Source organism: Kitasatospora sp. NPDC088391 (assembly GCF_044753345.1).
Classification (GTDB): Bacteria; Actinomycetota; Actinomycetes; order Streptomycetales; family Streptomycetaceae; genus Kitasatospora.
On the sequence record NZ_JBIVNB010000020.1, the window covers coordinates 1 to 19,150 of the forward strand.

12 protein-coding genes are annotated in these 19,150 nt (G+C 71.3%); 2 read left to right on the forward strand and 10 right to left on the reverse strand.

The features are described 5' to 3' along the window. Positions 1-305: 305 nt before the first annotated feature. The 9 genes from ACIQBJ_RS34505 to eccD form a co-directional block, all read right to left on the reverse strand. Positions 306-1,991, reverse strand: a complete 1,686-nt coding sequence (locus ACIQBJ_RS34505) for a ribonuclease J (protein WP_400718671.1) — start codon at positions 1,989-1,991, stop codon at positions 306-308. 171 nt (positions 1,992-2,162) lie between these two features. After that, positions 2,163-3,062: a 4-hydroxy-tetrahydrodipicolinate synthase gene (gene dapA, locus ACIQBJ_RS34510; protein WP_400718673.1), complete on the reverse strand. Its 900-nt coding sequence runs from the start codon at positions 3,060-3,062 to the stop codon at positions 2,163-2,165. A gap of 299 nt (positions 3,063-3,361) precedes the next feature. Next, positions 3,362-4,147 carry an FAD-dependent thymidylate synthase gene (gene thyX, locus ACIQBJ_RS34515; RefSeq protein ID WP_400718674.1) on the reverse strand — a complete coding sequence of 262 codons (786 nt, stop codon included), beginning with the start codon at positions 4,145-4,147 and terminating at the stop codon, positions 3,362-3,364. A 41-nt stretch (positions 4,148-4,188) separates the two neighbouring features. Continuing rightward, positions 4,189-4,647 carry a hypothetical protein gene (locus ACIQBJ_RS34520; RefSeq protein WP_400718676.1) on the reverse strand — a complete coding sequence of 153 codons (459 nt, stop codon included), beginning with the start codon at positions 4,645-4,647 and terminating at the stop codon, positions 4,189-4,191. Between the two features lies 1 nt (position 4,648). Then, positions 4,649-5,395: a 4-hydroxy-tetrahydrodipicolinate reductase gene (dapB, locus tag ACIQBJ_RS34525; RefSeq protein WP_400718677.1), complete on the reverse strand. Its 747-nt coding sequence runs from the start codon at positions 5,393-5,395 to the stop codon at positions 4,649-4,651. Positions 5,396-5,419: 24 nt separating this feature from the next. Beyond that, a complete protein-coding gene (locus ACIQBJ_RS34530) occupies positions 5,420-6,775 on the reverse strand; it encodes a M16 family metallopeptidase (protein ID WP_400718678.1) in 1,356 nt (451 codons plus the stop codon). Between the two features lie 103 nt (positions 6,776-6,878). Continuing rightward, positions 6,879-9,089, reverse strand: a complete 2,211-nt coding sequence (locus ACIQBJ_RS34535) for a polyribonucleotide nucleotidyltransferase (protein ID WP_400718679.1) — start codon at positions 9,087-9,089, stop codon at positions 6,879-6,881. 374 nt (positions 9,090-9,463) lie between these two features. Next, the gene (gene rpsO, locus ACIQBJ_RS34540) at positions 9,464-9,754 is read right to left on the reverse strand and encodes a 30S ribosomal protein S15 (RefSeq protein ID WP_400718681.1); all 291 of its coding nucleotides are present in this window, start codon (positions 9,752-9,754) and stop codon (positions 9,464-9,466) included. 117 nt (positions 9,755-9,871) lie between these two features. After that, on the reverse strand, positions 9,872-11,341 hold the full coding sequence (eccD, locus tag ACIQBJ_RS34545) for a type VII secretion integral membrane protein EccD (RefSeq protein WP_400718683.1): 1,470 nt from the start codon (positions 11,339-11,341) through the stop codon (positions 9,872-9,874). 497 nt (positions 11,342-11,838) lie between these two features. Here eccD and eccCa point away from each other — a divergent pair, with 497 nt between their 5' ends. Continuing rightward, positions 11,839-15,795, forward strand: a complete 3,957-nt coding sequence (eccCa, locus tag ACIQBJ_RS34550; RefSeq protein WP_400718684.1) for a type VII secretion protein EccCa — start codon at positions 11,839-11,841, stop codon at positions 15,793-15,795. 467 nt (positions 15,796-16,262) lie between these two features. After that, the gene (locus ACIQBJ_RS34555; protein ID WP_400718686.1) at positions 16,263-17,666 is read left to right on the forward strand and encodes an APC family permease; all 1,404 of its coding nucleotides are present in this window, start codon (positions 16,263-16,265) and stop codon (positions 17,664-17,666) included. A 105-nt stretch (positions 17,667-17,771) separates the two neighbouring features. Here ACIQBJ_RS34555 and mycP read toward each other — a convergent pair whose 3' ends face one another. After that, positions 17,772-19,091 carry a type VII secretion-associated serine protease mycosin gene (mycP, locus tag ACIQBJ_RS34560; protein ID WP_400718687.1) on the reverse strand — a complete coding sequence of 440 codons (1,320 nt, stop codon included), beginning with the start codon at positions 19,089-19,091 and terminating at the stop codon, positions 17,772-17,774. Between the last annotated feature and the right edge of the window lie 59 nt (positions 19,092-19,150).

Here is a 19,150-nt window from a genome sequence, read left to right on the forward strand (position 1 = left end):
GCTGTTGAGTTCTCAAGGAACGGACGCTTCCTTCGGACCGCATTCCTGCGGACCCTCCGGGCGCTTCGTTCTTTCGTGTTTCAAGCTTATCAGATGTTTTCCGCTCCGTTTTCCGGAGTTTTTGTTTGCCATCTGATTTGGCTTTTGCCTTTCGGCGCCCCCGAACTCTATCAGAGTTTCTCGGCCTGTTTTCCCCGCCCCGATTCGAACGAATTCGATTTCCGGAGCGAAGCCGCACGACCGTGGGGCAACTCGGAGAACGTTACGCACCGAGCTGCCCCAGGTCAAATCGGGTGTGCGGTCCGTCAGACCTCGACGACGACCGGGAGGATCATCGGGCGGCGACGGTAGTTGTCCGCGACCCACTTGCCGACGGTGCGGCGGACCAGCTGCTGCACCTGGCGGACGTCCAGGACGCCTTCGCCGGCGGAACGGCTGAGGGCTTCGGCCAGCTTTCCGGCGATGGACGCGAAGGCCGCGTCGTCGATGCCGGAGCCGCGGGCCTGGAAGGTCGGGCCGTTGACGATCTTGCCGTTGGTGGAGTCGACCACCACGAAGACCGAGATGAAGCCCTCTTCGCCGAGGATGCGGCGGTCCTTGAGCGAGGACTCGGTGATGTCGCCGACCGAGGAGCCGTCCACGTAGACGTAGCCGGCCTGGACCTTGCCGACGATCCGGGCGACGCCCTTCTCCAGGTCGACGCAGACGCCGTCCTCGGCGATGACCACGCGGTTGCGCGGGATGCCGGTGGCGATGCCGAGGTCGGCGGCGGCCCGCAGGTGGCGCCATTCGCCGTGGACCGGCATCAGGTTCTTCGGCTTGCAGATGTTGAAGAAGTACAGCAGTTCGCCGGCCGAGGCGTGGCCGGAGACGTGCACCTTGGCGTTGCCCTTGTGGACGACCTTGGCGCCCCAGCGGGTGAGGCCGTTGATGACGCGGTAGACGGCGTTCTCGTTGCCGGGGATCAGCGAGGAGGCGAGGACGACGGTGTCGCCCTCGACGATGCGGATCTGGTGGTCGCGGTTGGCCATCCGGGAGAGCGCGGCCATCGGCTCGCCCTGGGAGCCGGTGCAGATCAGCACCACCTCCTTGTCGGGCAGGTCGTCGAGGGTCTTGACGTCGACGATCAGGTTGCCGGGGACCTTCAGGTAGCCGAGGTCGCGGGCGATGCCCATGTTGCGGACCATCGAGCGGCCGACGAAGGCGACCTTGCGCTTGTACTCGTGCGCGGCGTCCAGGACCTGCTGGATGCGGTGCACGTGGCTGGCGAAGGAGGCGACGATGATGCGCTTGTCCGCGTTGGCGAAGACGTTGCGCAGGGCCGCGGAGATGTCGCGCTCGTGCGGGATGAAGCCGGGGACCTCGGCGTTGGTGGAGTCCACCAGGAGGAGGTCCATGCCCTCCTCCGCCAGCTTGGCGAAGGCGGGGAGGTCGGTGAGCCGGCCGTCCAGCGGGAGCTGGTCCATCTTGAAGTCGCCGGTGGCGACGACCATGCCCGCGGGGGTGCGGACGGCGACCGCGAGGGCGTCCGGGATGGAGTGGTTGACCGCGATGAACTGGCAGTCGAAGGGGCCGATCCGCTCGCGGTCGCCCTCCGTGACCTCCAGGACGTACGGGCGGATGCGGTGCTCGGCGAGCTTGGCCTCGATCAGGGCGAGGGTGAGCTTGGAGCCGATCAGCGGGATGTCCGGGTTCTCCCGCAGGAGGTAGGGGACGGCGCCGATGTGGTCCTCGTGACCGTGGGTCAGGACGATGCCGTCGACCTTGTCGAGGCGGTCCCGGATGTAGCTGAAGTCGGGGAGGATCAGGTCGATGCCGGGCTGCTCGTCCTCGGGGAAGAGCACGCCGCAGTCGACGATCAGGATCCGGTCGCCGTACTCCAGGACGGTCATGTTGCGGCCGATCTCGCCGAGACCGCCGAGCGGGGTGATGCGGAGGGCGCCCTCCTTGAGAGCGGGGGGAGCGCCGAGTTCGGGGTGCGGGTGGCTCAAAAGACTCTCCTCACGACGCACGCCATATGCCCGGGGGGTTCCTCCCCCGGTGACATATGGCGTGCGTCCATCGTGGTTACCTACTGCCGTGTGCCGCGCGCCTTCGGTCCCGGTCCAGCGGCGGACCCGGTCGGGTCCGGCGAGCCGGGGGCGCGCACGTCTGCGTGTTGTCTACAGGTGTACCCCGCCGGCGGCGAGATCCTCCCTCAAGCGGGCGATCTCCTCGTCCGTGGCGGGGACCAGGGGGAGGCGGAGCGGGCCCGCCGGGTGTCCCTGCAGGTTCAGCGCCGCCTTGGAGAGGATCACTCCCTGGGTGCGGAACATACCGGTGTAGACCGGCAGCAGGGACTGGTGGACGGCGAGCGCCTTGGCGGTGTCGCCGGCCGTGAAGGCTTCGATCATGGTGCGCATCCCGGCAGCGGCGACGTGGCCGACCACGCTGACCACGCCGACGGCTCCGACCGAGAGCAGCGGCAGGGTCAGCACGTCGTCGCCGGAGTACCAGGCGAGGCCGGAGCGGGCGATGGCGTGCGCGGCCGCGGCGACGTCGCCGCGGGCGTCCTTGTTGGCGACGATCCGGGGGTGCTCGCCGAGGCGGACCAGAGTGTCGAGGTCGAGCGCGACGCCGGCCCGGCCGGGGATGTCGTACAGCATGACCGGCAGGTCGGTGGCGTCGGCGATGGCGACGGTGTGCCGGTACAGGCCCTCCTGCGGGGGCTTGCTGTAGTAGGGGGTGACGGCGAGCAGGCCGTGCGCGCCGGCGGCCAGGGCCTGGCGGGCGAGTTCGACGCTGTGGTGGGTGTCGTTGGTGCCGACGCCGGTGACGACGTGGGCGCGGTCTCCGACCGCCTCGATCACGGCCCGGACCAGCTGGGCCTTCTCCGCGTCGGTGGTGGTGGGCGATTCGCCGGTGGTGCCGTTGAGCACCAGGCCGTCGTTGCCGGAGTCCACCAGGTGGGCGGCGAGGCGCTGGGCGCCGTCGAGGTCGAGCGCGCCCTCGGGGGTGAACGGGGTGACCATCGCGGTCAGGACCCGGCCGAAGGGCGTCTGCGGTGTGGAGGTCGGAGCCATGGGTCCAAAACTACTCGTAGGGCGGTGGTCGGTAGCGACGCAGGTCCAGGGTTTGGACAGTTCGGACCGCCGGGACCGGGGCCGGACATGGGATTCCGGTGCTGCGCGCTCGGGGGTTCACGCAGCACCGGAATCCGTGTCCTGAGCGTATGGAGCGGCCGAGAAAGCCGCAATCCAGACATGCCGGGCGGTCCGGCCATCTGCTCGTCGGCGCAGGTCAGCGGGCGCCGGGACGGCCCCGGTGGCGGGCCGCACGGGTGAGGCCCGCCACCGGGGCCGGCCCGGCGGCCGACGGGGCGTCAGACCTTGCGCCAGCCCGGGACCCAGGCGCCGTCCTCGACGGTGTAGTCGCCGAACAGCGACGGGGCCTCCTTGACCATCAGCTCGCCGATCAGGCCGAACAGCAGCCGGATCTCCTCCTCGGCGCCCGGCGCGGTGCGGTTCTCGATGACGTGCCGCAGGGTGCGGACGTTCGCCGTCCAGACCAGGCCGGTGGCCAGGCCCTCGGGGGCGAAGCGGCGCATGAAGGAGGTCTTCTCCTTCTTCTCGTGGAACGGGACGCCCTCCTCGTCCAGCCCGAAGTGCTCGGCCATCCAGTGCTGGAAGCCCTCGATCTCCTTCATCAGGCCGGTGGCCCGGGACATCAGCTCCTCGTCCTGCTTCGCCCACTCCGGGAACCAGAACGGGATGTCGTCGAGGCGGACGAAGCGCAGCGACTCCTGGGAGACCGCGACGCCGGCCCGGTGCCGGACCAGCTCGTGGGTGACCACCCGGCTGACGTTGTGCAGGACGAAGGTGAAGGAGACGTGCTCCAGCACCGAGCCGTGCGCGCTGGCCAGGATGTTCTTCAGGTAGACGTCCTGGTCGGTGCGGACCTTGGTGACGTTCGGGTTCAGGCCGGGCTTCCAGGAGCGGTAGCAGATCCGGCCGGCGAACTCGGCGAGGTTCTGGGCGTCGTCCAGGTCGCCCCGGTCGACCCGCTCCAGCCAGCTCTCGCCGCCGACGTCCTGGAGGTACGCGGCGACCTCGTCGTAGTCGAGCTCGGGGCGGGCGATGAGGTGGACCTGGGGCTCTACTGCGCGCATGGGAGAACGTCCTGGGGGTTTGGGAGGAGATCCGGGCCAGTTTACGGGCGGGCTGCTGGAGCCCCGGCATCGTGGAGCTTGATGGCGTGCTGCATGGCCTTCCGGGCCCGCGGGACGTCGCCGGCGTCCGCGTACGCCACCGCCAGGCGGAAGAAGTTCCGCCAGTCGGCGGGGTCGGCCTCGGCCTCGGCCTTGCGGCGGGCGAACACCGCGTCGGCCGAGGCCCGGTCGATCCGCCCGCCGGTGGTGCGCCGCAGTTCGTCGACCGGCAGCCCGCCCTCGGCCTCCAGTTCGCGGCCGAGCCGCTCGCTGGCCCGGCCGAAGCGGACGGTCTGGCGCAGGAACCAGACGCCGATCAGCGGGATGACGAAGGCGCAGGCGCCGATGCCGATGCCCAGCGGCTTGCCGGTGGCGACGAGTTGGACGCCCTCCAGCACGCAGATCAGGGAGACCAGCAGCAGGACGGCGGAGAGGACGAAGAAGCCGGTGCGGGAGGTCATGTCACAGGTCCAGGAAGTGTTCCAGGCCGAAGGTGAGGCCCGGGTGGTCGGCGATCTTCCGCACGCCGAGCAGGATGCCGGGCATGAAGCTGCTGTGGTGCAGTGAGTCGTGACGGATCGTCAGGGTCTCGCCGGTGTCGCCGAACATCACCTGCTGGTGGGCCAGCAGGCCGCGCAGCCGCACCGCGTGCACGGGGACGCCGTCCACGTCGGCGCCGCGGGCGCCGGGCAGGCCGTGGGTGGTCGGGTCGTGCTGCGGGGGCAGCCCGGCCTCGGCGCGGGCGGCGGCGATCAGCTGGGCGGTGCGGGTGGCGGTGCCGGAGGGGGCGTCGGCCTTGTTGTCGTGGTGCAGTTCGAGCACCTCGACGGACTCGAAGTACCGGGCGGCGGTCTGGGCGAACTTCATGCCGAGGATCGCGCCGATGGAGAAGTTCGGGGCGATCAGCAGGCCCAGTCCGGGCGCGGCGGCGAGCAGTCCGCGGACGGTGGCGAGCCGGTCCTCGGTCCAGCCGGTGGTGCCGGTGACCACGTGGACGCCGTGGGTGAGGCAGTGGTCGAGGTTGCCCATCACCGCGTCGGGGTGGGTGAGTTCGACCGCGACGTCCACCCGGTCGGCGGTGAGGTCGGTGAGGTCGGAGCCGCGGCCGAGGGCGGCCACCAGCTCCAGGTCGTCGGCGGCCTCGACGGCCTTGACGGCCTCGGAGCCGATCCGGCCCCTGGCGCCGATCACGGCGACGCGCAGCGTCATGTCAGTTCTCCTCTCGGCCGGTCGTCAGACCAGCAGGTCGGCGAGCTTGGCGGCCCGCCGGTCGGTGATCGGTCCGATCAGGGCGAGCGAGGGCCGGTGCGCGCCCAGCACGTCGCGGGCGACGGCGTGCACGTCGTCCAGGGTCACCTCGGCGATCTTCCGGAGCATCTCGTCCACCGACAGGTGGTGCCCGTAGGAGAGTTCGGCCTTGCCGATCCGGTTCATCAGGGAGCCGGTGTCCTCCATGCCGAGCACGGTGGAGCCGGAGATCTGGCCGATCGCGCGGCGCAGCTCCTCCTCGGTGATGCCCTCCGCGACGACCTTGGCGAGTTCGGCGCGGCAGATCCTCAGCACTTCCTCGACTCGCTTGGGCTGGCAGCCGGCGTAGATGCCGAACAGGCCGGTGTCGGCGTAGGAGGAGGAGTAGGAGTACACCGAGTAGGCGAGGCCGCGCTTCTCCCGGACCTCCTGGAACAGCCGGGAGCTCATGCCGCCGCCGAGGGCGGCGTTGAGCACGCCGAGGGCCCAGCGGCGCTCGTCGTGCCGGGGCACGCCGGGGACGCCGAGGACCAGGTGGGCCTGTTCGGTGGGGCGGTTGAGGACGGCGGCCCGGCCGGCGGTGCGGACGGCCTTGACGCCGCGGCGGACCTCGGCGGGGTGGCCCTTGGACTTGGCCAGGACGGGCGCGAAGGCCCGTTCGACCAGCTTGACCACCTTGCCGTGGTCGAGGTTGCCGGCCGCGGCGACCACCAGGTTCTCCGGCTTGTAGCGGCGCTGGTAGAAGCCGGCGATCTGCTCGCGGGTGAGCGCGCCGACGGTCTGCTGGGTGCCCAGGATGGGGCGGCCGAGCGGGGTCTGCCCGAAGATCACCTCGGCGAACAGGTCGTGCACCACGTCGCCCGGGTCGTCCTCGGCCATCGCCATCTCCTCGAGGATGACGCCGCGTTCGGACTCGACGTCCTCGGGGCGGATCAGCGAGCCGGTCAGCATGTCGCAGACCACGTCGATGGCGAGCGGCAGGTCGGTGTCCAGGACCCGCGCGTAGTAGCAGGTGTTCTCCTTGGCGGTGAAGGCGTTCATCTCGCCGCCGACCGCGTCCAGCGCGGCGGAGATCTCCAGGGCGTCGCGCCGGGCGGTGCCCTTGAAGAGCAGGTGCTCCAGGTAGTGGGTGGCCCCGTTGAGGACCGGGGTCTCGTCCCGGGAGCCGACGCCGACCCAGATCCCGAAGGTGGCGCTGCGCACCGTCGGGAGGGTCTCGGTGACGACCCGCAGGCCGCCGGGCAGGACCGTGCGGCGGACGGTGCCCGCGCCGCCTTCGCCGCCCTTGAGCAGGGTCCGGGTGGTGCCGGGGCGCTGCTTCGCCGCCGAGGCCTGGGCCACGGGTGTTCCTTCCAGCTACCGCTCCACTGTGTGAGCGTCATGAACAGGGTGCGGCCCGCACGCGCCGGGTGGGGCGTGCGGGCCGCGGGGTGCTAACGGGGTGTCACTCGGAGGCGGCGGCCTCGCCGCCCTCCTCGCCCTCGACGACCGGGATCAGCGAGAGCTTGCCGCGCGGGTCGATCTCGGCGATCTCGACCTGCACCTTGGCGCCGATGGCGAGGACGTCCTCGACGTTCTCGACGCGCTTGCCGCCGGCCAGCTTGCGGATCTGCGAGATGTGCAGCAGACCGTCCTTGCCCGGCATGAGCGAGACGAAGGCGCCGAAGGTGGTGGTCTTCACCACGGTGCCCAGGTAGCGCTCGCCGACCTCCGGCATGGTCGGGTTGGCGATCTGGTTGATCGTCGAGCGCGCGGCCTCGGCGGCCGAGCCGACGGAGGCACCGATGTAGATGGTGCCGTCGTCCTCGATGGTGATCTCGGCGCCGGTGTCCTCCTGGATCTGGTTGATCATCTTGCCCTTGGGGCCGATGACCTCGCCGATCTTGTCCACCGGGATCTTGATGGTGATGATCCGCGGCGCGTTCGGGGACATCTCGTCCGGCGCGTCGATGGCCTCGTTCATCACGTCGAGGATGTGCAGGCGGGCGTCCTTGGCCTGCTTCAGCGCGGCGGCCAGCACCGAGGCGGGGATGCCGTCGAGCTTGGTGTCGAGCTGCAGCGCGGTGATGAAGTTGCGGGTGCCGGCGACCTTGAAGTCCATGTCGCCGTACGCGTCCTCGGCGCCGAGGATGTCGGTGAGCGTCACGTAGTGGGTCTCGCCGTCGATCTCCTGCGAGATCAGGCCCATCGCGATGCCGGCGACGGGGGCCTTCAGCGGCACACCGGCGTTCAGCAGCGACATGGTGGAGGCGCAGACCGAGCCCATCGAGGTGGAGCCGTTGGAGCCCAGCGCCTCGGAGACCTGGCGGATCGCGTAGGGGAACTCCTCGCGGGTCGGCAGGACCGGGAGGATGGCCCGCTCGGCGAGGGCGCCGTGGCCGATCTCGCGGCGCTTGGGCGAGCCCACCCGGCCGGTCTCGCCGACCGAGTACGGCGGGAAGTTGTAGTTGTGCATGTAGCGGCGACGGGTCTCCGGGGAGAGCGTGTCGAGCTGCTGCTCCATGCGCAGCATGTTCAGCGTGGTGACGCCCAGGATCTGGGTCTCGCCGCGCTCGAACAGGGCCGAGCCGTGCACCCGCGGGATGGCCTCGACCTCGGCGGCCAGGGTGCGGATGTCGGTGACGCCGCGGCCGTCGATGCGGACCTTGTCCTTGATGACGCGCTCGCGGACGATCTTCTTGGTCAGCGCGTTGTAGGCGGCGCTGATCTCCTTCTCGCGGCCCTCGAACTCCGGGAGCAGCTTGTCGGCGGCGACGCCCTTGATCCGGTCCAGCTCGTTCTGGCGCTCCTGCTTGCCGGCGATGGTGAGCGCCTTGGCGAGCTCGTCCTTGACGGCGGAGGTCAGCGCGGCCAGCACGTCGTCCTGGTACTCCAGGAAGCGCGGGAACTCGCCGGTCGGCTTGGCGGCCTGCTTGGCGAGCTGGGCCTGGGCGGCGCACAGCACCTTGATGAACGGCTTGGCGGCCTCGAGGCCGGCCGCGACGACCTCCTCGGTCGGCGCCTCGGCGCCGCCCTCGACCAGCTGGATGGTCTTGGTGGTGGCCTCGGCCTCGACCATCATGATCGCGACGTCGCCGTCGGGCAGCGCCCGGCCGGCCACGACCATGTCGAAGACGGCGTCCTCGAGCTCGCTGTGGGTCGGGAACGCCACCCACTGGCCGTTGATCAGCGCGACGCGGACGCCGCCGATCGGGCCGGAGAACGGCAGGCCGGCCAGCTGGGTCGAGGCGGAGGCCGCGTTGATGGCCACCACGTCGTACAGGTGGTCGGGGTTGAGCGCCATGACCGTGACGACGACCTGGATCTCGTTGCGCAGGCCCTTGACGAAGGACGGGCGCAGCGGGCGGTCGATCAGGCGACAGGTCAGGATCGCGTCCTCGGAGGGGCGGCCCTCGCGACGGAAGAACGAGCCGGGGATGCGGCCGGCGGCGTACATCCGCTCCTCGACGTCCACCGTGAGGGGGAAGAAGTCGAAGTGCTCCTTGGGCTGCTTCGAGGCGCTGGTGGCCGACAGCACCATGGTGTCGTCGTCCAGGTAGGCCACGGCGGAGCCGGCGGCCTGACGGGCCAGGCGGCCGGTCTCGAAACGGATGGTGCGGGTACCGAAGCTGCCGTTGTCGATGACGGCCTCGGCGTAGAAAACGTTCTCTTCCACCTGGAAGATCTCCTCTTTCGTACGTCTCCCCAGGAGCGTCCCTGCGCTTGCCTGCCGTGGCCCGGGCAGCTGGGCCGGTCTTCGATCGAAGCCCCCGGGGCGGCCCCTTCGCGGGGTTCCCGGCGGCCACTACCGAGGACCGGCGCCTTTCGGCGCGCGGCGGTCGGCGTCTGGACGCTCCTGCGGGGTGCGGGCGGCTTCCGTTTGAAGCCTGGTTCGGCCCGCTGGGGCGGACATGCCCCCCACTTTACAAATTCACACCCTACCGAGCGCGGCTTTGCGCGGACGGTTTCCCCGCGGGGTGCGGTCGCGGGTGGCGCCGAAAGCGCCGAGGGGCGGCTCCCCGGTGCGGGGAGCCGCCCCTGGGAGCGGTGTCAGCGGGCGCGACCGGCGGCACCGCGGCGGATGCCGAGGCGGTCCACCAGGGTGCGGAAGCGCTCGATGTCCTTCTTGGCCAGGTACTGCAGCAGACGGCGGCGCTGGCCGACCAGGATGAGCAGGCCACGGCGCGAGTGGTGGTCGTGCTTGTGGAACTTGAGGTGCTCGGTCAGGTCCGAGATGCGGCGGGAGAGCATGGCGACCTGGACCTCGGGAGAGCCGGTGTCGCCCTCCTTCTGGCCGTACTCGGCGATGATCTGCTTCTTGACGTCGGCGGCGAGGGCCACTGGCATCTCCTTGGGTGGGCCGAGCGATCCTGGTCGGAGGCACAGGGTCTGACAAGACTCGGACGGATCAACGATACCAGCGCGGCCCAGTGGGCCGCGCCGGACTTTCCCGCGGGGTCAGCCGGTGGCGCCGCGGATCACGTTGTAGATGTTGAGGACGGCCAGCGCCAGCGGCACCAGGGCGATCAGCATCAGGCTGTCGACCATGTCCAGGATGCGGCCCCAGAACGGGGACACCCCGGAGCGCGGGACGATCAGCGCGATCGCGGTCATCACCGCGGCGCCCGCGGCGATGGACGCGGCCAGCCAGACGGTGCGCAGGTCGCCGCCGCCGTTGCCGCCGCCGGTGAGCTGCGCGAGCGCCAGGTGCAGCGGGGTGTGCAGGGCGAGGCCGAGGATCAGCAGCGACAGCCCGGCCAGGCCGGCGATGGTGAGCGAGAAGACCTGGGCGGTGTAGCGGAACAGCCGGGCCCGCAGCATCGTCGAGATGCCGAGGACCAGGGCGAGCAGTTCGGCCCAGCTGCGGTCGCTGAAGCCGAGCACGGCGCAGGCGCCGACGATGGTGGCGGCGGCGCCGCCGACCAGGCCGACCAGCACCTCGTGGCCGCGGCGGGCCTGGGCGGCGATCCGCTCGTACTGGACGGTCTCGGCGCCGGCGGACTCCTCGCCGTAGGCGGTGCCGCGGGTGCGGGTCTGGCCGGGGGCGCTGAAGCCGACGGGCAGGCGGGCGAAGCGGGCCGACAGGGCGGGCAGGAAGCCGACCGCGGCGACCGCGGCGACGCCGGTGACGGCGGCGATGTCGGTGATCGCGGTGCCGGACATCAGCACCGCGGCGAAGGTGGCCAGGGTGCCGGCGGCGGCCAGGAAGGCGGCGGCGACGAACACCGAGTCCTTCTCCGGCAGCAGGCCGACCAGCAGCACCGAGACCACCAGGACGGCGACGCAGCCGACCAGGAACTGGATCCGGCCGGGGCCGTCGCCGGCGTTCGGCACGTCGAGCGCGCCGGAGCCGGCCAGCATGGCGTGCGGCAGCGCGCCGAGGCCGAGGGCGAGCCCGGCGCCGTGGTCGTCGTAGACCCGGGCCCGGACGGCGGCGAAGGTCACCAGGGCGACGGCGGTGACGCCGGCCAGGATGCCCGGCAGGCCGAACATGTTGTGCCGCAGGTCGGAGAACCAGAGCGCGAAGGCGAGCAGGGCGAGCAGCACCGTGCCCGCGATCAGGCCGAAGGCCCGCATCAGGTCGGGGCTCCAGAACCGGCGGTCGGCCGCGACCGCGGAGGCGATGGCGTCGGCGACGTCGTCGTAGACGGCCGGCGGCAGCGACTCCGCGAACGGGCGCAGGCTCAGCAGGTCGCCGTCGCGGACCTGCTGGGCGGCGAGCGGCAGCCCGCTGTCGAGCACGGTGCCGTCCCGGCGGACCAGGTGGAACCCGGTGGGGGTCCCGTCGACCTGGGTCTGTCCGGAGAGCCTCAGCACCTCCGGGTAGATGTCCGCGAGCGGGACGTCCTCCGGCAGGGCTACGTCGATCCGGCTGTCCGGTGCCACCACGGTGACCCGGCAGAAACCGGTCGTTGCGTTGTTGCTCACCGGCCCTCTCCCCCTCGTTGGCTGTGTCGGCAAGTCTGCTGGCCATCGGTCGATCGGTACCGGAACTGTCACGGTCCGAGCGAGAGTTGGCGCGGCGACACCCTACCCCCCGGTGCGACGGGCCGGTGCGGCGGGTGGCCTGCGGCCGTCCGGGCGTGGTGGTGCCGCGAAGGCGGTCGGGGGGTCGTGTGTTGACGCGCGGTCAGCGGCGGGCGGCTCGTGCACCCCGTGGACGAACCGCTTGGCGTGCCCAGTAGGATCGGCCCCTGCGCACGGCGTACGGGGGCGGCGGTCGAAGACGCGGCAGCCCCGCGCGCCTGCGGTTCGGCGGAGCGGGGGCGGCGTCACACGGGGCGCCCTCACCGTACGTATCCAGATGCGTGAGGGCGAATTGTGAGCGAGCCATGGGGGTGCCCCCGATCAAGTGCCCGGGGAGGGCGCGCCGTTGAGGACGGGCGGGCGCGGACCGCGGCCGTCCGCGGGGGCGGGGTGATCGTGTGAGCACGGTGACGGTCAAGCGTCCGCCGCGGGCGTTCCCGCCTCCGGTGCCGGAGGAGCCGGTCGAGCTGGTTCCGCCGCCGGAGCTGCCGCGCGGCGGCGGCGAGGACTGGATGATGTCGCTGCTGCCGCTGCTCGGCATGGGCGGTTCGGCGGCGTTCTTCTTCTCGCCCGGTGCGCAGGGCCCGATGAAGATGATGGGCGTCCTGATGGTCGCCTCGACCGCCGCGATGGCGGTCGCGCAGATCGTCAAGGCGCGCAAGGGCGGTTCCGCGGCGACCTCGGACGAGCGCCGGGACTACCTGAAGTACCTGCAGCAGAAGCGCCGCGAGGTCCGGCGGACCGCCGAGCGGCAGCGCGGGGCGCTGCTGTTCACCCACCCGGAGCCGGACCAGCTGTGGTCGATCGTGGCGGAGGGCCGGCGGCTGTGGGAGCGCCGGCCGACCGATCCGGACTTCGCGCAGATCCGGGTCGGTCTGGGTCCGCTGCAGCTGTCGACGCCGCTGGTGGCGCCGCAGACCGCGCCGATGGACGAGTTGGAGCCGCTCGCCGCGGAGGCGATGGGCACCTTCATCAAGACCCACGGCACCCTGCAGGACCTGCCGCTGGCGGTGTCGCTGCGCGCCTTCTACCACATCACGGTCTGCGGCGACCCGGACTCGGTGTACGGCAACGTCCGGGCGATGGTGGCCCAGTTGGCGACCCTGCACTCCCCCGAGGACCTGATGATCGGGGTGGCCGCCGCGCCGGGCGCGGTGGAGGAGTGGGAGTGGGCGAAGTGGCTGCCGCACACCCAGCACCGCAAGGAGAACGACGGGGCCGGTTCGCGCCGCCTGATCGCCTCCGGGCTGGGTGAGTTGGAGGAGCTGCTGGCCAACGAGCTGGCCGGCCGCAAGGGCTTCTCCCGGGACAGCACGCCGACCCCGGACCAGCCGCACCTGGTGGTCATCATGGACGGCGCCTCGGTGCCGGTCGACTCGGTGATCGCGGGTGCGGAGGGCGTCCAGGGCGTCACCGTGATCGAGGTCGTCCCGGGTGACCTGGACGAGCCGAACGGCCACCTGGTGATCACCGTCGGCAAGCACGAGCTGATGCTGGAGGCGGCGTCCGGGGCGAGCTACCCGGGGCGGCCGGACACCCTGTCGGGCTGGCAGTCCGAGGCGCTGGCGCGGCAGTTGGCGCCGTTCCGGGCGTCCGCGGGCGGCGACGACAGCGACCCGTCGCTGGTGTCGATGGACTTCACCGAGATGATGCACACCGGTGACGCGGGCTCCTTCGACCCGGCCCGGCACTGGCGGCCGAAGCCGATCCGGGAGAAGCTGCGCGTCCCGCTGGGCGTCGGTACCAACGGCGAGTACGTCTGGCTGGACCTCAAGGAGGCCTCGCTGGAGGGCATGGGCCCGCACGGCATGTGCGTCGGCGCGACCGGTTCCGGCAAGTCCGAGGTGCTGCGCACCATCGTGCTGGCGCTGGCGGTCACCCACTCCTCCGAGGTGCTGAACCTGGTCCTCGCGGACTTCAAGGGTGGTGCGACCTTCGCCGGCATGTCGGAGATGCCGCACACCGCGGCCGTGATCACCAACCTCGAGGGCGAAGCGACCCTGATCGACCGCATGCGCGACGCGATCGAGGGCGAGATGAACCGCCGTCAGGAGCTGCTGCGCGCGGCGGGCAACTACGCGAACATCAACGAGTACGAGCGGGCCCGGGCGGCCGGCGCGCCGCTCGACCCGCTGCCCTCGCTGCTGATGATCATCGACGAGTTCTCCGAACTCCTCACCGCGAAGCCGGACTTCATCGAGCTGTTCATCCAGATCGGCCGGATCGGCCGTTCGCTCGGTATGCACATGCTGCTGGCCTCGCAGCGACTGGAGGAGGGCAAGCTCCGCGGTCTGGACACCTTCCTCTCCTACCGCCTGGGTCTGCGCACCTTCTCGGCCGCCGAGTCGCGGGCCGCGATCGGCGTGCCGGACGCCTACCACCTGCCGCCGATCCCCGGCGTGGGCTACCTGAAGTTCGGCTCGGACGTGATGGAGCGCTTCCGCGCCGCCTACGTCTCCGGCAAGTACCGGGCCCCGGGCGCGCAGCGCGCGGTCGGCGGCCGGGTGGTCACCGCCCAGCCGGTGCTGTTCACCGCCGCCGAGGTCGAGGTGGTCGAGCCCGAGGTGGAGATCCTGCCCGAGCTGCCCGCCGAGGACGAGGTCGACGAGGCGCTGCTGGAGACCATGCTCGACGTCTTCGTGCAGCGGATGATCGGCCAGGGCCCGCCGGCCCACCAGGTGTGGCTGCCGCCGCTGGACGCGCCGCCGTCCGTGGACACCCTGCTGGAGCCGCTGCTGCCGAGCCAGGACCGCGGTCTGACCCCGGCCTCGATCCGGCAGGGCAACCTGATCGTCCCGGTCGGCATCGTCGACAAGCCGCGCGACCAGCGCCGCGACGTGATGTACCTGGACTACTCCGGCGCGGCCGGCCACGGCATGATCGTCGGTGGTCCGCGGTCGGGCAAGTCCACCATGGTGCGCACCATCGTGGCGGGCTTCTCGGTCACCCACACCCCGGTCGAGACGCAGTTCTACCTGCTCGACTTCGGCGGCGGCGGCTTCGGCTCGCTGGCCGACCTGCCGCACGTCGGCGGGGTCGCGGGCCGACTGGACGTCGAGAAGGTCCGCCGGATGCTCAGCGAGGTGCACGGCGTGCTCAACCGCCGTGAGGAGCTGTTCCGGGTCCAGGGCATCGACACCATCACCACGTACCGCTCGCGCCGCGCGGCCGGGCAGCTGCCGGACGAGCAGTTCGGCGACGTGTTCCTGTTCGTCGACGGCTGGATGACCTTCAAGCAGGAGTTCGAGGTCCTGGAGCCGGTCATCGCGGACATCGCGCAGCGCGGTCTGAACTACGGCGTGCACGTGATCATCACGGCGGCCCGGTACGCGGAGGTCCGCCCCGCGCTGAAGGACCAGCTGCAGAACCGGGTCGAGCTGAAGCTCGGTGACTCGATGGAGTCCGAGATCGCCCGCAAGGTCGCGGCGAACGTCCCGGCGATCCCGGGCCGCGGTCTGACCCACGACCAGCTGCACTTCCTGTCCGGCCTGCCCCGGATCGACGGCTCCAGCGAGACCGAGGACCTGGTCGACGGCGTCGCCGACCTGGTCGCCCAGGTCAACGCCGCCTGGACCGGCCCGCGCGCCCCGCAGGTGCGCATGCTGCCCGCGGTGCTGGACGGGAACTCGCTGCCCAAGGGCTTCGAGCACCCGGAGCTGGGCGTGGCGTTCGGCATCGACGAGGTCGAGCTGGCGCCGGTGTTCGTCAACTTCGAGAGCGACCCGCTGTTCGTCGTCTTCGGCGAGAGCGAGTCCGGCAAGTCGGCGATGCTGCGGATGCTGATCAAGCAGATCACCGAGCGGTACACCCCGGACCAGGCGGGCATCGTGGTCGGCGACTTCCGCCGTTCGCTGCTCGGCGTGGTGCCGCCGGAGTACCTGGTGGAGTACGCGGCCGCCGCGCCCGCCATGTCGGCGATCGTGGAGATGCTGCGCGGGGCCTGCGGGCGCCGCCTGCCCGGCCCGGACGTCACGCCGGAGCAGCTGCGCAACCGCAGCTGGTACACCGGCAAGGACATGTTCGTGATCGTGGACGACTACGAGCTGGTCGCCACCCAGTCGGGCAACCCGATGGCGCCGCTGGCGGAGTTCCTGCCGTTCGCGCGCGACATCGGCCTGCGCCTGATCATCGCCCGCAACGCGGGCGGCGCCGGCCGCTCGCTGTTCGAGCCGGTGATGCAGCGGATGCGCGAGCTGGGCGGCCAGGGCCTGCTGCTCTCCGGCGACAAGGGCGAGGGCGCGCTGCTCGGCACCGTCAAGCCGGCGCCGCAGCCGCCGGGCCGCGGTGTGTTCGTCTCCCGCCGCAACCAGGCGGGCCAGACGGTCCAGACCGGTTGGCTGCCGACGCAGATGTGACCGGACGCCGTTCACGGACGGTGACCGCGAGGGCCGGGTTCCGCTGGAACCCGGCCCTCGCGGCATTCCGGGGAGTGGACCGTGCCATACCGTTATCTTGCAATTTTCCGGGTCGGGCTGCGGTTCCCGTCGCCGTTCGGCGGACCGGGGGGCGTTTTCGGCCCGCCCGCCCGGCCCGGCGACACTCCTTGGAATCGGAGTCGCGCAGATCACTTCACCTTCGATTCAAACGCAGTTCACCCGAGTTGACACGATGGAAACATGTGCTCGTCGCTGTCCGCAGCTGGATTCCGCAGGCCGGGGGCCCTTATGACAACGGAATCCGCAGCCCAGGCCGCGTTGACTGGACCAATTCACCCAGGCAACCTGGCGACCCGGGAGCGAAGCAGAACCTGACCGCGAGACAGTGCTTCGGAGGCGATACCGCTCCCCTCCCCAACACCGCCGCTCAGTGGATCGGATTCCCCATGACCGACACGCTCCCCCCGCAGGCAGCCTCACCCGTCCCGGGCGCAGCCGCGGACAGTCCGAAGAAGCTCGCCCGCTCGCTGGGCGTGGTGGGCGGCACGCTGCTCACGCTCTCCTGCGTGACCCCGGCCTCCTCGCTCTTCGTGATCGTCCCGGACCTGTTCGCGGACCTCGGCACCTACACCCTGATGGCCATCGCCATCGGCTCGGTGATCTGCATCGCGGTGGCGTTCTGCTACTCGGAGCTCGGCACCCTGGTCCCCTCCGCGGGCGGCGAGTACGCCATGGTCGGCACCCTGGCGGGCAAGTTCGCGGGCTGGCTGGTGTTCATCCAGTCGCTGATCGTCGTGATGATCGTGCCCTCACTGATCGCCATGGGCACCGCCGACTACCTGGAACCGATCATCCACGTCGACCCGCGGATCGCGGGCGCCGTCGTGATGCTGGCCGCGACCGTGGCCGGCCTGCTGGACCTGCGGGCCAACGCCTGGATCACCGGCGTCTTCCTGGTGCTGGAGGTCATCGCCTGCGCCGTGGTGTCCTTCCTCGGCTTCTCGCACGGCGAGCGGGGCGCGAGCAGCCTGCTGCACGGCACCGTGGCCGACGCCTCCGGCAGCGTCTCCGGGGTGGGCTTCGCGGCGATCCTGGCCGCGATGGGCACCGCGCTCTTCGTCACCCAGGGCTTCTCCACCGCCATCTACCTCTCCGAGGAGCTGGAGAACCCGCGCAAGAACGTGGCCCGCACCGTGCTGTGGACGCTGGGCCTGTCCTGCGCGATCATCCTGATCCCGGTCGCCGCGATCACCCTGGGCGCCCCGGACCTGCAGACGCTGTCCGCCGGCAACATCTCCGAGCTGGTGATCGGCTGGAGCAACACCGGCGTCGGCACCTTCATCAGCCTGTGCATCGCGCTGGCCATCATCAACGCCGGCATCGTCATGGTGATCCAGAACTCCCGGGTGCTGTTCGCCTCCGGCCGTGACAAGGCGTGGCCGGAGCCGGTCAACCGGGCCTTCGGCACCCTGAACAAGTTCAGCGCCCCGTGGATCTCCACCCTGGCGGTCGGCATCCCCGGCGCCGCGCTCTGCTTCGTCGGCCAGGACCTGCTGACCAACATCACCGGTGTCGCGGTCGCCGCGCTGTACCTGCTGGTCGCCGTCGGCGCGCTGTTCTCCCGCCGCAACCACCACAAGGACGCCCCGGCCTGGCGCCAGCCGCTCTGGCCGGTGCTGCCGATCCTGGTGATCGTGGCGCTCGGCTACACCCTGACCCAGCTGGACGGCGTCGCGCTGCTGTGGACGCTGGGCATCACCGTCGCCGCCAGCCTGTACTGGGTGTTCTACCTGCGCCCCCGGCAGGAGAGCCGCTGGATCATCACCCTCCCCGAGGACGAGCGCGTCTGACCCCCGCGGGCCGCTCCCCGTCGGCCCCGTCCGGTCCCCGGGACCGGACGGGGCCGACCCCTTTTCCGGGACCGGCCCCTCCGTCCGCCGCGCGCGTCCGCGGGCTCAGTCCTCGGCGCGGCCGCCGCGGCGGCGGCCCAGGTCGCGGGCGACGATCGCGCCGCCGGCCAGCCCGGCCACCAGCAGGGCGCCCGCGCCGAGCACGAAGGTGCCGGTGCGGCGGTCCCGGTCGGCCTGGGTCTCGGCCAGGCCGAGCGGCTGGGCGACGATCGGCGCGGCGTCCAGCTTGGTCGGGGCGTCCGGGTGCGGGGACTCCGAGGGGCCGGGCACCGTGGTGTACTCGACGGCCTTCACCGGGTCGACCACGCCCCAGCCGATGTACTTGTTGCGGCCGTGCTCGGTGCGCTGCGCGGTCTGCTCGATCACAGTGCGGATCTGCTGCGGCTTCCAGTCCGGGTGCATGCCCACCAGGATCGCGGCCAGCCCGGCGACGTAGGGCGAGGAGAAGCTGGTGCCGTTGTCGGTGCACTGGCCGTGGCCGGGCACCGTGGAGAGCATGTCGACGCCGGGCGCGACCACGTCGACGAAGTCGCCGTACTGGGAGAACGCGGCCCGCTCGTTGTTGCGGTCGGAGGCCCCGACGGCGAGCACCGTGTCGTACTGGGCCGGGTAGGTGGGCCCCTCCTGGCCGTCGTTGCCCGAGGAGGCCACCACCACGACGCCGCGCTTCTCGGCCGTGTCCAGCGCCTTCGCCAGGTCCGACTCGCCCTGGAACAGCGTGGAGTCGGCCGGCCGGTTGGGGTCGATGTCGACCCGGACGTCCTGCGAGATGTTGATGACCTTGGCGCCCCGGTTGACCGCCTCGTTGATGGCCTGCACCAGGGTCGGCACGCTGCCGTGGCCCTCGGCGTCGTTCTGCCGGATGGAGAGGATCGTGGCGTCCTTGGCGAGGCCGACGAAGCCGACGCCGTTCATCGGGGCGGCCCCGATGATGCCGGCCACCTTGGTGCCGTGGCCGACCTTGTCGGTGAAGCTGTTGCCCTCGGGGCGCTGGGTGCCGGCCGGGGTGCTCGCGGCCAGCAGGTCCGGGCCCTCCAGGACCTTGCCCGGCCCGGCGAGCTGCGGGTTGGCGTTGTCCACGCCGGTGTCGATGACCGCGACCGTGACGCCCTTGCCGCTGTGCTCGTTCTTGTCGCCCCACAGCTCGTTCAGGAAGACCCGCTGCAGCGCCCACGGCTTGGCCGGGACGTCGGGCGCGTTCGGGATGGGGCAGTCGCCGGCCGCGGCGATGATCACCGGCGGCCGCCGGGCACCGTCCCCGGCCGCGGGCGTGGGGTCGGCCACGGCCGGCGCGGCGGAGACCGTGCCGACCACTCCGAGTACCAGCAGCACCGCGCCGGCCCGGCGCAACGATCCTGACGACACCTGACGTCCACCCCTCACTGCTTCACCCCGTAGTACGGCGCGCGTACCCCGTCGCCGCG

Coding starts and splice junctions, on each gene's coding strand:
- dapA (WP_400718673.1), bottom strand. CDS start 3,062: ATGGCTCCGACCTCCACACCGCAGACGCCCTTCGGCCGGGTCCTGACC.
- thyX (WP_400718674.1), bottom strand. CDS start 4,147: ATGCGCGCAGTAGAGCCCCAGGTCCACCTCATCGCCCGCCCCGAGCTC.
- ACIQBJ_RS34555 (WP_400718686.1), top strand. CDS start 16,263: ATGACCGACACGCTCCCCCCGCAGGCAGCCTCACCCGTCCCGGGCGCA.
- ACIQBJ_RS34520 (WP_400718676.1), bottom strand. CDS start 4,647: ATGACCTCCCGCACCGGCTTCTTCGTCCTCTCCGCCGTCCTGCTGCTG.
- dapB (WP_400718677.1), bottom strand. CDS start 5,395: ATGACGCTGCGCGTCGCCGTGATCGGCGCCAGGGGCCGGATCGGCTCC.